The 11,865-nt window shown below is 59.5% G+C and carries 10 protein-coding genes; 8 read left to right on the top strand and 2 right to left on the bottom strand.

The features are described from left to right. Positions 1-13 precede the first annotated feature (13 nt). Genes MSNKSG1_RS12970 through MSNKSG1_RS12960 form a run of 3 tightly spaced genes read left to right on the top strand, consistent with a single transcriptional unit; the run spans position 14 to position 5,808 of the window. Positions 14-1,189 carry an MFS transporter gene (locus MSNKSG1_RS12970; protein ID WP_008939735.1) on the top strand — a complete coding sequence of 392 codons (1,176 nt, stop codon included), beginning with the start codon at positions 14-16 and terminating at the stop codon, positions 1,187-1,189. A 40-nt stretch (positions 1,190-1,229) separates the two neighbouring features. Then, on the top strand, positions 1,230-4,823 hold the full coding sequence (nifJ, locus tag MSNKSG1_RS12965; protein ID WP_008939734.1) for a pyruvate:ferredoxin (flavodoxin) oxidoreductase: 3,594 nt from the start codon (positions 1,230-1,232) through the stop codon (positions 4,821-4,823). Continuing rightward, positions 4,816-5,808: a dihydroorotate dehydrogenase-like protein gene (locus tag MSNKSG1_RS12960; RefSeq protein ID WP_008939733.1), complete on the top strand. Its 993-nt coding sequence runs from the start codon at positions 4,816-4,818 to the stop codon at positions 5,806-5,808. Before nifJ ends, MSNKSG1_RS12960 begins: the two co-directional genes overlap by 8 nt. A gap of 3 nt (positions 5,809-5,811) precedes the next feature. Here MSNKSG1_RS12960 and MSNKSG1_RS12955 read toward each other — a convergent pair whose 3' ends face one another. Next, positions 5,812-6,216, bottom strand: coding sequence for an acyl-CoA thioesterase (locus MSNKSG1_RS12955; RefSeq protein WP_008939732.1), 405 nt, complete (start codon positions 6,214-6,216; stop codon positions 5,812-5,814). 297 nt (positions 6,217-6,513) lie between these two features. On the opposite strand from MSNKSG1_RS12955, the gene phoU reads away from it, so the two are divergent. The 5 genes from phoU (at position 6,514) to pstB (ending at position 11,409) form a co-directional block, all read left to right on the top strand. Beyond that, complete coding sequence (gene phoU / locus MSNKSG1_RS12950; RefSeq protein ID WP_040886925.1) at positions 6,514-7,236, top strand: phosphate signaling complex protein PhoU; 723 nt, start codon at positions 6,514-6,516, stop codon at positions 7,234-7,236. Between the two features lie 254 nt (positions 7,237-7,490). After that, on the top strand, positions 7,491-8,531 hold the full coding sequence (gene pstS / locus MSNKSG1_RS12945) for a phosphate ABC transporter substrate-binding protein PstS (protein ID WP_008939730.1): 1,041 nt from the start codon (positions 7,491-7,493) through the stop codon (positions 8,529-8,531). 115 nt (positions 8,532-8,646) lie between these two features. Continuing rightward, positions 8,647-9,645 (top strand): phosphate ABC transporter permease subunit PstC, encoded by a 999-nt coding sequence (gene pstC, locus MSNKSG1_RS12940; protein ID WP_406564596.1) that lies wholly within the window; start codon positions 8,647-8,649, stop codon positions 9,643-9,645. A 1-nt stretch (position 9,646) separates the two neighbouring features. Next, positions 9,647-10,489, top strand: coding sequence for a phosphate ABC transporter permease PstA (pstA, locus tag MSNKSG1_RS12935; protein WP_008939728.1), 843 nt, complete (start codon positions 9,647-9,649; stop codon positions 10,487-10,489). 50 nt (positions 10,490-10,539) lie between these two features. Further along, positions 10,540-11,409, top strand: a complete 870-nt coding sequence (pstB, locus tag MSNKSG1_RS12930; protein WP_169331930.1) for a phosphate ABC transporter ATP-binding protein PstB — start codon at positions 10,540-10,542, stop codon at positions 11,407-11,409. Between the two features lie 63 nt (positions 11,410-11,472). On the opposite strand, the gene MSNKSG1_RS12925 is transcribed toward pstB, so the two are convergent. Next, complete coding sequence (locus MSNKSG1_RS12925; RefSeq protein WP_008939726.1) at positions 11,473-11,838, bottom strand: histidine triad nucleotide-binding protein; 366 nt, start codon at positions 11,836-11,838, stop codon at positions 11,473-11,475. Between the last annotated feature and the right edge of the window lie 27 nt (positions 11,839-11,865).

The raw sequence follows: 11,865 nt of genomic DNA, 5'->3' as shown, positions 1-11,865 counted from the left end.
GACGATAACAACAATGATGAATCTTTTCCGGCGTTACCCCCTTCCGGTTATCGTGATCGCGCAGCTGTTCGGCACCTCGCTGTGGTTCAGTGTGAACGGTGTCTGGCTCTCGTTTTCCCGTGAGCTGGCGTTGACCGAGAGCGATCTGGGGCTGATGACGCTCTCGGTCCAGGCCGGTTTCATCAGCGGCACCCTTCTGCTGGCGGTCACCGGTCTCGCCGACCGCTTTGGTGCCAGTGTCATGTTCGCGGTTGCCAGCGTGGTCGGTGCGTTGGTCAACGCAGGGTTCATTCTTGCCGCAGGTGTCTTTCCACTGGCACTGGTCTTGCGATTTCTGACGGGGCTTTGCCTGGCGGGCATCTACCCGTTGGGCATGAAAATGGTGATTGCGTGGACACCCCGCTACGCGGGGGCCGCGCTGGCCTGGCTGGTGGGCATGCTTACGCTGGGTACTGCATTGCCTCATTTGATGCGGGGCGCAACACTCGGAATGCCCTGGCAGTGGCCACTGGCGGGTGCGTCGGTATTGGCTCTGATCGGCGCTGGCCTGATCTGGCGTCTGGGCGATGGTCCGCACCTGCCGAAAAGTGCCGGGCCGGTACCGCTTCGGAAAGGCCTGGTTGCGCTGGGCATGCCGCGTTTCCGGGCTGTCGCCGGTGGGTACATGGGGCATATGTGGGAGCTCTATGCGTTCTGGATGCTGACGCCGTTGCTGGTCGGAAGGGAGCTGGACCGGCTGGCGCTCCCTGATTCACTCGTTCCCTGGCTCGCGTTCGCGATCATTGCTTTGGGCTCGCTCGGGTGCATCGGCGGTGGTCGGCTGAGCCGGACCCGGGGCAGTGAATGGGTCGCCCGGGTTGCCCTGACGGCCTCAGGGACCCTGTGCGTGATCTATCCCCTGATCAGCGGCCTGCCTGCCGGATTCCTGCTGCTGGCCCTGTGTTGCTGGGGTGTTGCTGTCGTTGCCGATTCACCCCAGTTTTCCGCCCTGGCCGCGGCCAATGCGCCTCGGGAGTTCGTCGGCTCTTCCCTGTCGGTGATGAATGCCATCGGTTTCGGTCTGACCCTGCCGGCCATCTGGCTGACCAGTGGTCTCTGGCAATCCCTGGGTGTGTGGGTGGTGTGGATTCTGGTACCCGGCCCGATTCTCGGCCTGTGGTCGCTTGCGGCCAGCAGACGCGCTGCCTAGACTCAGAAAAGCCGGACGGTCATGACAGGGAGAAGTGGCCATGGAGTTCCATACCCTTGACGGGAACGAAGCAGTCGCCTCAGTGGCCTACCGTCTGAGTGAGACTATCGCAATCTACCCGATCACCCCAGCGTCGGTCATGGGGGAACACGCGGATGACTGGTCGGCCCTGGCCAGGCCAAACCTCTGGGGCGAGGTGCCGAAGGTTGTTGAAATGCAATCCGAGGCGGGTGCTGCCGGTGCTGTACATGGAGCCCTTCAGGCGGGCTCCCTGGTGACCACCTTCACCGCTTCCCAGGGGCTGCTGCTGATGCTGCCCAATCTGTTCAAGATTGCCGGTGAACTGTCGCCCTTCTGCATGCACATTGCAGCCCGCAGCGTGGCGACACATGCCCTGTCCATCTTCTGTGATCATTCCGATGTAATGACAGCACGGGGCACCGGCTTCGCGCTGCTGGCGTCCGGATCGGTACAGGAGGCACAGGACCTGACGGCCATCGGCCATGCGGTAACGCTGGAAAGCCGGGTGCCGGTGATGCATTTCCTCGACGGCTTCCGGACCTCCCACGAGATTTCCAAGATTGTGGCGCTCGGCGATGAGGAGCTGCGGGCACTGGTGCCTCGTGCAGGGCTGGATGCCCACCGTGCCCGACGGATGACGCCGGATCGCCCGGTCGTCCGGGGCACTTCCCAGAATCCGGACGCTTTTTTCCAGTCCCGGGAAGCCACCAACCCCTTCTATCAGGCGTTTCCCGACAAACTTGAGTCGGTGATGGATCGGTTCGCGGACATAACCGGGCGTCGCTACCGGTTGTTTGATTACGTCGGCCATCCCGAAGCCGAAAGGGTGGTGATCCTGATGGGATCCGGCGCCGAGTGCGCCCACGAGACGGTGGAGTGGCTGGTCAGACAGGGCGAGAAGGTGGGGGTGCTGAAGGTGCGCCTGTTCCGGCCGTTTGCGTCCGATCGCTTGCTCGAGGCGCTGCCTGAATCGGTACAACAGCTGGCGGTGCTGGACCGGACCAAGGAACCCGGTGCCCAGGGCGAGCCGCTGCTGCTGGAAGTGAGCGGTGCCTTGATGGAAGCCTACAGCCGGGGTGAGCGCCAGACACTACCGAGGCTGGTCGGAGGTCGCTACGGTCTGTCTTCCCGGGAATTCACGCCGGCCATGGTTTGCGCCATCTTTGATGAATTGAAGGCAGCGGCTCCGAAAACCCGCTTTACCGTGGGGGTTCGTGACGACGTCACGCATCTTTCGCTGGAGGTTGATGCCGAGCTGGACATCGAATTGCCGGAAACCCGCCGTGCCCTGTTCTTCGGCCTGGGTGCCGATGGTACGGTCAGCAGCAACAAGGCCAGCATCAAGATCCTGGGGGAGGATACGGACCTCTATGCCCAGGGGCATTTTGTCTATGATTCCAAGAAATCCGGGGCCACCACGGTATCCCATCTGCGCTTCGGGCCGCATCCGATCCGCTCAAGCTACCAGATTCGTCAGGCCCAGTTTGTGGCCGTGCATGCCCCGCAGTTTCTGGAGCGGTTCGATGTGCTTGAGCATGCCGCTCCGGGCGCCACGGTCCTGCTCAACGTACCCTGGCCGCCGGACCAGGTGTGGGACCGGTTGTCCGTGGAGGCCCAGCGGGTTCTGGTGGAGCGCAAGGCAAGCCTGTATGTGATTGATGCGGCAGACGTCGCCGAAAAAGCCGGGCTGGAGCGGCGGATCAACACCGTTATGCAGGTCTGCTTCTTTGCCCTGGCGGACATCTTGCCCCGGGCCGAAGCCATTGAGCGTATCAAGGAGTCCATTCGTCAGACCTGGGGGCGTCGGGGGCCGGAGGTGGTTCGCCGCAACGTGGAAGCGGTGGATTCCGCCCTGGCCAATCTCCACGAAGTGCCGGTGCCGGACCAGGTGACGGCAACCCGAAGCCGACCGCCCCGGGTACCGGACGATGCCCCGGATTTCGTCCAGAAAGTCACGCGGCTTCTACTCGAGGGGCAGGGCGACAGGCTGCCGGTCAGTGCGTTTCCACCGGACGGCACCTGGCCGACCGGCACCAGTCAGTATGAAAAACGCACCATTGCCCTCGAGATTCCGATCTGGGAGTCGGATATCTGTGTGCAGTGCAATTTCTGCGCAATGATCTGTCCGCACACGGCCATCACCAGCAAGGTATTCGAGCCGGATGCGGTCCAGGGTGCGCCGGAAGCGTTCGAGACCGTGCCGGAAACCCAGACGTCGGAACTGGAGGGACTGGACTACCGGATTCAGGTGGCGCCGGACGATTGCACCGGGTGTGGTCTGTGTGTCGAAGTCTGCCCTGCAAAGGATCGAAGCCAGCCGAAACGCAAGGCCATCAACATGAGGCCGCTGGAAGAGCATCGAACGGTTGAGGCCGAGAACCTGGCGTTTTTCCGTAACCTCCCGCCGGTGCCGCGGGACCGGATTCCCCGGGACTTCAAGGCACTGCCATTGCTGATTCCGCTGTTCGAGTATTCCGGCGCCTGTAGTGGCTGTGGTGAGACACCTTATATCCGCCTGTTGACCCAGTTGCTCGGTGACCGTTTGCTGATTGCCAACGCCACAGGCTGTTCCTCCATCTATGGCGGTAACCTGCCGACGACGCCGTACACCGTCAACCCCGATGGCCGGGGACCGACCTGGAACAACTCCCTGTTCGAAGATGCCGCAGAACTGGGGCTGGGGATGCGTGTTGGGCTGAACCAGCTGGTGACACGGGCCCGGCAACTGCTCGAGGAGTTCCGCCCCGGATTGCCCGAGGCGCTCTACAGCGATCTGACAGGGCCCTGCGCCACCATCGACGAATCCGCCATGATGGCCCGCCGGGAGGCGGTCACCCGGCTGCGGGATTGGCTGGCGGACCAGCCGGGTGCCGAGGCCGACGAGCTGGCCAGCCTGGCGGATGAATTGTGCCCCAAGAGCGTCTGGGTGATTGGTGGGGACGGCTGGGCCTACGACATCGGTTATGGTGGGCTCGACCATGCTCTGGCCTCCGGCCAGAACCTCAAGCTGCTGGTGCTGGATACCGAGGTGTATTCCAACACCGGCGGTCAGCAATCCAAGGCGACCCCCATCGGAGCGGTGGCCAAGTTCGCGTCGGCCGGCAAGGAAACCCGCAAGAAGGACCTCGGGCTGCTGGCCATGAGCTATGGCCACGTTTACGTGGCGCAGATTGCCCTGCAGTCCCACAGCAACCAGACCACCAAAGCCTTGCAGGAAGCCGAAAGCTACGAGGGTCCGGCGCTGATCATCGCCCACAGTCCCTGTATTGCCCATGGCTATGATCTGGTGCATTCGCCCGCCCAGCAACGTCGGGCGGTGGACAGCTGGGCCTGGCCTCTCTACCGTTTCGATCCCCGGCGGATTGACGATGGCTTACCGCCCCTGCAGCTGGATTCCGTACGCCAGAAAGTAACGATGAAAGAATACATGCAGGAAGAGGCGCGGTTCCGGATGCTGGAACTGCGGGACCCGGAACGGTATGCACAACTGGTAGCCGCGGCCACTGAAGCGGCCCATGACCAGCGAGAGCTCTACAAACAGCTGGCCGGTATACACTTGGAGCCCCATGAACACGGGGAATCGGACCCGGAGGAGGGCGAACGTCATGACTGAGCTGGCAACCCGATGGCTCGGACTGGACCTGCGCTCGCCCCTGGTGGTGGGTGCCAGCCCGCTGACTGATGACCTGGACGCCCTGAAGGCCTGTGTCGATGCTGGCGCCGGCGCGGTGGTGATGCATTCCCTGTTCGAGGAACAGCTGGTGGCCGAGCAGATGGCGGCGCACAAGTTTATCGATTCCCAGATCAACAGAGACGCCGAGGCGCGCTCGTATTTCCCGGAGTCAGAGATTTTTGAGGTAGGGTCACACAGTTACCTCAGGCGTCTGGAATTACTCCGCAGCAAACTGGATGTGCCCGTGATTGCCTCACTCAATGGAGTTACGCCCGGTGGCTGGACCCATCATGCCCGGGAACTGGAAGACGCGGGAGCGGAGGCCATCGAGCTCAATCTTTATGATCTCGCCACGGATCCGTCTGATACCGCCGCGACACTGGAGAAACGACAGCTGGAGGTGGTGCAGGCCGTTGTGGCGCAGGTTTCTGTGCCGGTCAGCGTTAAACTGTCCCCGTTCTACTCCGCCCTGCCAGCCTTCGTGACCGGCGTGGAAGCTGCGGGCGCCCGAGGTCTGGTGCTGTTCAACCGCTTTTACCAACCGGATATGGATCTGGACGAACTGACCCTGAGCCGGGACGTGGTGCTCTCCAGCAATGCCGAATTGCCGCTTCGCCTGCATGCGGTGGCCTCTCTGTTCCGTCGCACGGGCCTCGAAATGGCCGTCTCGGGCGGTGTTCACAGTGGCGATGATGCGGTGAAAGCCATTCTGGCGGGCGCCACTGTGGTGCAGGTGGTCTCGGCGCTGCTGGCGGACGGGCCTGAAGCGCTTGGGCGGATCACCGAAGAGGCCAGTCGACGACTGGATCGAATGGGGTATAACACACTGGCAGAAGCACGCGGGGCCCTGTCACTGGACAACGCTCCCAATGCTCACACCTGGGAGCGCCTCAATTACGCGCGCCTCTTGCAGGGCTGGCGGTAAGTGCTACAGGTTCTGCTCCGGGACTTCCCGGATCCGACCGTGTTCGTCGATCGCCACGTAAACAAAGAGCCCTTCGGTGACCTTGCGGGGATTCCTGGCGATTCGGTCCAGTGTCCAGACTTCCACGTTGATCTTCATCGAGCTTCGGCCGATATCCACCAGTTCGCAATAACAGCCAACCTGTGACCCCACCCGCAGTGGCGACAGGAATTCCATCCGGTCCATGGCGACCGTTGCATTGCGGCCCTGGGAAATCCGTCCGGCCATCGTGGCTGCGGCGATGTCCATCTGTTTGACGAGCCAGCCGGCGAACACGTCACCATTGGCATTGGTATCGGAGGGAAGGGGAATGACCTGAAGTGTCAGTTCGCCGCGGGGTTTGGGTTTGTCGTCGTCGTAATGGGTCATGGAGCCAGCCTGTTCTGCGATTTATTATAGTAGCCTGCATGTTAATGGCCTGCGGTCACTCTGCAAGTAAATTTACACGATCCGGCGCGATTCATCCTGTTGCCATCCTGTTGTCATGTTTCTGTGGTAACCATCGGAGCAGAGGCGCGCATCAGGACAGTTTGCGCAGAGGTTTGCACCTCCTCTATATTAGAATCTTTAGTGCTTTGCCGGCGACGCCATGATTCAGGGCCTCTCCCAGCTTGGCCTCATTTCGGGTCGCGACCTGCACACTTAACGTTTTGGAGACTGCTTTGTATGCCAGATAAAAAGGATATGAGCCAAGGGGAACATATCTCGTCAGGGTTCGACGAGGATCTCGCCGAATTGAAGGCCAATTTTCTGAAAATGGGTGGCATGGTGGAGTCCCATGTTGCCGGGGCGGTAACCGCTCTGGTGGACAATGATGGTCACCTCGGTGAGAAAATCCGTGATGCAGACAAGCAGGTCGACCAGCTCGAGTTGCTGATCGACGAAGAGGCAACCCACATCATTGCCCGTCGTCAGCCAACTGCCCGGGACCTCCGGTTGGTCATTGCCGTAATCAAGATGGTGGCCGATCTGGAGCGGATCGGGGACGAGGCCAAGAAAATCGCCAAGCTGGCGATCTCGCTTGCCGAAGAGGGTAAGGCCCCCCGCGGCTATGTGGAAGTTCAACACATTGCCAATCATGTGCGCGGGATGCTCAGGGACGCCCTGGATGCGTTTGCCCGCCTCGATCCCGAGCCGGCGATCAGTATCATGAAGGAGGATAAGCGGGTTGATGAGGAGTACAAAACAGCGGCCCGTTCCCTGCTGACGTTCATGATGGAAGATACCCGTAATATCTCGAAATGCATGTCGGTCATGTGGATATTGCGAGCCCTGGAGCGCGTAGGCGATCATGCCTGTAATATCGCCGAGAATGTCATCTACATGGTCGAGGGGGAAGACGTTCGTCACAAGCCGACCAAGTGGGCCGAGCAGGTCGTCGGCAGTTAACGTCGGACTGCGCATTTTCCCTCGTGTTGCCGGATGAATGCTGCATCATCCGGCGCTCTCTTCCGTTTTCCTCCGGCGTTTCGTTTTCCGCCTCCTTTCCGTTGTGTCGCTGTTATCGTCGTCGTCATAAAACTGACATAATTATTGTGGATACTGCGTGCAGGTCACAACTTGCCAGCCACTCGCTGGTCACGGCCGCCAGCTACACCGGAACGAGTGTGGCAGACGTATTCAACTGCTTTAGGAGAGAGTTCATGAAATTCGACAGAAAGCTGATTGCGGGTATCTTCGCCGCTGCCGCCGTAACTGTTTCTGCAGCTGGCCACGCTGCCAGCGTCGAGAAGGTGACCGGTGCCGGTTCGTCTTTCGCGTATCCGATCATTTCCAAGTGGGCCAGCGCTTACAAGGAAGAGACCGGTATTGAAGTCAACTACCAGTCAGTCGGCTCTGGTGCCGGTATCAAACAGATCAAGGCCGGTAACGTGGATTTCGGTGCTTCCGACGCACCCCTGACTGTCGAAGATCTGAAGGACAGTGGTCTGACCCAGTGGCCGCTGATCATGGGCGGTATCGTACCGGTTGCCAACGTTCCGGGCATCAAGCCGGGTGAGCTGGCTGTCGACGGCGAAACCCTCGCAGCCATTCTGATGGGCAAGATCACCAACTGGAACGATCCGGCCATCGCCAAGATGAATCCGGATGCCGACCTTCCAGATCTGAAGATCACCGTGGTTCACCGTTCAGATTCCTCAGGCACCACCGCCATTTTCACCAACTACCTGTCCAAGGCCAGTGAGGCCTGGAAATCCGAGGTTGGCGAAGGCAAAACTGTAAACTGGATGTCCAAGGGTAACCTGGGTGGTAAAGGTAACGAAGGCGTTGCTTCCTACACCGGTCGCATCAAGGGTGCCATTGGCTACGTTGAGTACGCCTATGCCCTGGAAAACAACCTGACCTACATGGACATGATCAACCGTGACGGCAACCGTGTTGCGCCTACCAGCGACAACTTCGCAGCCGCCGCTGCCGGCGCTGACTGGAAGGGCACTCCGGGATTCCGTGTGGTCCTGACCAACCAGCCGGGCGAAAACAGCTGGCCGATCACTGGTTCCACTTTCGCCATGGTGCACACTGATCCGAAGAATCCGGCCCAGGTGAAAGCAGTCCTGGACTTCTTCAAGTGGTCCATGGCCAATGGCCAGCCGGCTGCCGCTGAACTGCACTACATCCCGATCCCCAAGAGCGTTGCTGAGCTGATCGAATCTTCCTGGGAAGAGAAGATCAACCTCAAGTAATCGGGGGTTTTTGTGACCGAAGGGCAGGCGTTTTCGCCTGTCCTTCGTTGTTGTGGCATAATCTCGCCACCCGAAAACGGCCCAGATGATGGCCGGAGTTCATTCTGAAACCTTATTGATCCAGGCGGAAGAACTAATGGCAGCGCCACAAACTCAGTACTCGAAACATTCCCGGCAAGCGATGATCGGTGCGATGGGCGACAAGCTCTTTAAGGGCACCGCCTTCTTTTTCGCAACGATGGTTCTGGCGGTCTTGGCCGCGATTATCCTGATGCTGTTCAAGGATGCCTGGCCGACGTTTCAGACCTTTGGTTTCGATTTTTTCATCACTGAAAAATGGGATGTGGTGAATGACCAATACGGTGCCGTGATTCCCATCGTCGGAACCCTCGTTACCTCCTTTATCGCTATTCTGATCGGCATTCCCGTAAGCTTTGGCATTGCGCTTTTTATAAGCGTGATGGCGCCGGAATGGCTGAAGAAACCGGTGGGCATTGCGGTGGAGTTGCTGGCTGCGGTGCCATCCATTATCTACGGCATGTGGGGCCTGTTCTACTTTGCCCCTTGGTTTTCAGAAAATCTGCAGCCCCTGCTGACCGACACGCTCGGGGAGCTTCCTCTGATTGGCCAGTTCTTCCAGGGGCCCCCCATCGGGATTAGTCTGTTTACGGCCGGCTTCATTCTGGCGGTCATGATCATTCCGTTCATTGCGTCCGTGATGCGTGACATGTTTGATGTCGTGCCCAAGGACCTGAAAGAGTCCGCCTACGCGATGGGGTCCACTACCTGGGAAGTGGTCTGGAAAGTTATCCTGCCCTACACCAAGGTAGGCGTCATTGGCGGTATCATGCTGGGGCTTGGTCGGGCGCTCGGTGAAACCATGGCGGTCACCTTCGTGGTTGGTAATGCCCAGGAACTGATGACTGGCCTGTTCTATCCGGGGTCGACCATTGCCTCGACACTGGCCAATGAATTCAACGAGGCCGATGGCTTGCATATGTCCTCGCTCATCGCCCTTGGCCTCATCCTGTTTATCATCACCTTCATCGTCCTGGCCATCTCAAAATGGTTCCTGCTCCGGCTCGGGAAGGTACAGGAAGGACGGAGCACCTGATATGACACGGTATCATCGCCGCAAGTTGGTCAATGCGTTTAACCTGGCCGCCTCCATCGCGGTCACCCTGTTCGGCCTATTTATGCTGGGCTGGATTCTGTCTATCCTGTTTATCAAAGGCTTCCAGCACATCAACTGGGCGGTGTTTACCGAGATGACGCCACCGCCTGGTGAATCGGGCGGTTTGCTCAACGCTATTGTCGGTACCCTCCTGCTGACGTTGGTGGCGGTGCTGATCGGCACACCCATCGGCGTCATGGCGGGAACCTACCTGGCAGAGTTCGGAGGTAAGTCCCGGTTTGCCAGTACCGTGCGTTTCATCAACGATATTCTTTTGTCTGCACCCTCGATCGTCGTGGGGGTATTCGTCTACACCCTGCTGGTCAGTCCTGTAGGCCACTTTTCCGGCTGGGCCGGCGGTGTCGCCCTGGCCATCCTGGTGATACCGGTGGTGGTCCGGACCACGGAAGATATGCTCAAATTGGTGCCCTCACAGCTTCGGGAAGCGGCTGCAGCCCTCGGCGCGCCACGCTGGAAAGTGACTGTTAACGTGGTGTACAAAGCGGCCCTCAGCGGCATGATCACCGGCATGCTTCTGGCGACTGCCAGGATCATGGGGGAGACGGCTCCGCTGCTGTTTACCGCTCTCAGCAACAACTTCTGGTCAACGGACATGAATCAACCGATGGCCAACATGCCGGTGGTCATTTACCAGTATGCCCTGAGCCCCTACAGCGATTGGCAGAATCTGGCGTGGGCCGCGGCGCTGCTCATTACCATCAGCGTTCTAGTGATGAACATTTTTGCCCGTTACGGCCTGAAAGGCCATAACCAGAAGCCGTGATACCGACTACTCAGGCAGCGCCAGAGATTGACACTATGAAGGCAGCGACTATGACCCAAGAATCGTCTATCGACCAAGACTCCACTAGGTTGGAGGCGCCCGCATTGTCGGCGTCCGTTAATGCCGACGATCTGCTCGAGAAAACGAATTACATCCGGGCGGTGGCGGATCCCAAGATCGTTTTGCGGGACTTGAGTTTCTATTACGGGAAATTCAAGGCCCTGCACGATATCTCCATGGACATTCCAGACCGCAAGGTAACGGCGTTCATCGGTCCGTCCGGGTGCGGCAAATCGACCCTGCTCCGGGTCTTTAACCGGATGTATGACCTCTATCCCGGCCAGCGTGCGGAAGGCGACCTGATCCTGGACGGGGAGAACGTCCTCGGGTCCAGTATTGACGTGAACATGCTGCGGGCGCGGGTTGGCATGGTGTTCCAGAAGCCGACGCCGTTCCCCATGTCCATCTATGACAACGTCGCCTTCGGTGTCCGGTTGTATGAAAAACTGAAGAAATCCGAACTGGACGATCGTGTGGAGTGGGCGCTGCAGCGTGCCGCACTGTGGGATGAGGTCAAGGACAAGCTGAAACAGACCGGTGGCGCGCTGTCCGGTGGCCAGCAGCAAAGGCTGTGTATTGCCCGGGGTATCGCCGTCAAACCGGAGGTTCTCCTGCTGGATGAGCCGACCTCCGCGCTGGACCCGATCTCCACGTCCAAGATTGAGGAATTGATCTACGAACTCAAGGACGACTTCGCCATCGCGATCGTAACCCACAACATGCAACAGGCGGCCCGGGTGTCTGACTATACCGCCTTCATGTACCTCGGGGATCTGATGGAGTACGACCATACCGACAACATCTTCACCAACCCGGACCGGAAAGAAACGGAAGACTACATCACCGGTCGTTTCGGCTGATCGCTTGCCGTGGGGAGCGGGATTGCCCCGTCACACCCCACGGACCCGGTCGGACAAGACGGCTCAGGCCTGCTTCATTCTGTCGGTGTAGGGAGGCCATCCGAAAGGCTTGCCGGCCAGCAGGTGCAGATGGATATGGAAGACCGTCTGCCCGGCATTCTCACCGCAGTTCATTACGGTTCGATAGCCATCTTCGGCAAACCCCATCTCTTTGGCCAGCTTGCCGGCTACCCAGTAGAGGTGTCCCACCAGTTCCCGATCACCTTCCTCGATTTCGTTGATAGACGCGATTTCCTTCTTGGGGATGACCAGAAGATGCACCGGTGCCTGGGGATTGATATCCCGGAAAGCCAGGCTGATGTCGTCTTCGTACACGATATCAGCGGGAATTTCGCGATTGATGATTTTGGTGAAGATCGTCTCGGACATGGGGGCTCCTCTCTTGTGGTTTGATTC

Origin of the sequence: Marinobacter santoriniensis NKSG1, from assembly GCF_000347775.1 — a bacterium.
Taxonomy (GTDB): Bacteria; Pseudomonadota; Gammaproteobacteria; order Pseudomonadales; family Oleiphilaceae; genus Marinobacter; species Marinobacter santoriniensis.
Note: the sequence above shows the minus strand (reverse complement) of the source record. Positions and strands in the feature narration are given on the sequence as shown.

Coding starts and splice junctions, on each gene's coding strand:
- MSNKSG1_RS12970 (WP_008939735.1), top strand. CDS start 14: ATGATGAATCTTTTCCGGCGTTACCCCCTTCCGGTTATCGTGATCGCG.
- nifJ (WP_008939734.1), top strand. CDS start 1,230: ATGGAGTTCCATACCCTTGACGGGAACGAAGCAGTCGCCTCAGTGGCC.
- MSNKSG1_RS12960 (WP_008939733.1), top strand. CDS start 4,816: ATGACTGAGCTGGCAACCCGATGGCTCGGACTGGACCTGCGCTCGCCC.
- MSNKSG1_RS12955 (WP_008939732.1), bottom strand. CDS start 6,216: ATGACCCATTACGACGACGACAAACCCAAACCCCGCGGCGAACTGACA.
- phoU (WP_040886925.1), top strand. CDS start 6,514: ATGCCAGATAAAAAGGATATGAGCCAAGGGGAACATATCTCGTCAGGG.
- pstS (WP_008939730.1), top strand. CDS start 7,491: ATGAAATTCGACAGAAAGCTGATTGCGGGTATCTTCGCCGCTGCCGCC.
- pstA (WP_008939728.1), top strand. CDS start 9,647: ATGACACGGTATCATCGCCGCAAGTTGGTCAATGCGTTTAACCTGGCC.
- pstB (WP_169331930.1), top strand. CDS start 10,540: ATGACCCAAGAATCGTCTATCGACCAAGACTCCACTAGGTTGGAGGCG.
- MSNKSG1_RS12925 (WP_008939726.1), bottom strand. CDS start 11,838: ATGTCCGAGACGATCTTCACCAAAATCATCAATCGCGAAATTCCCGCT.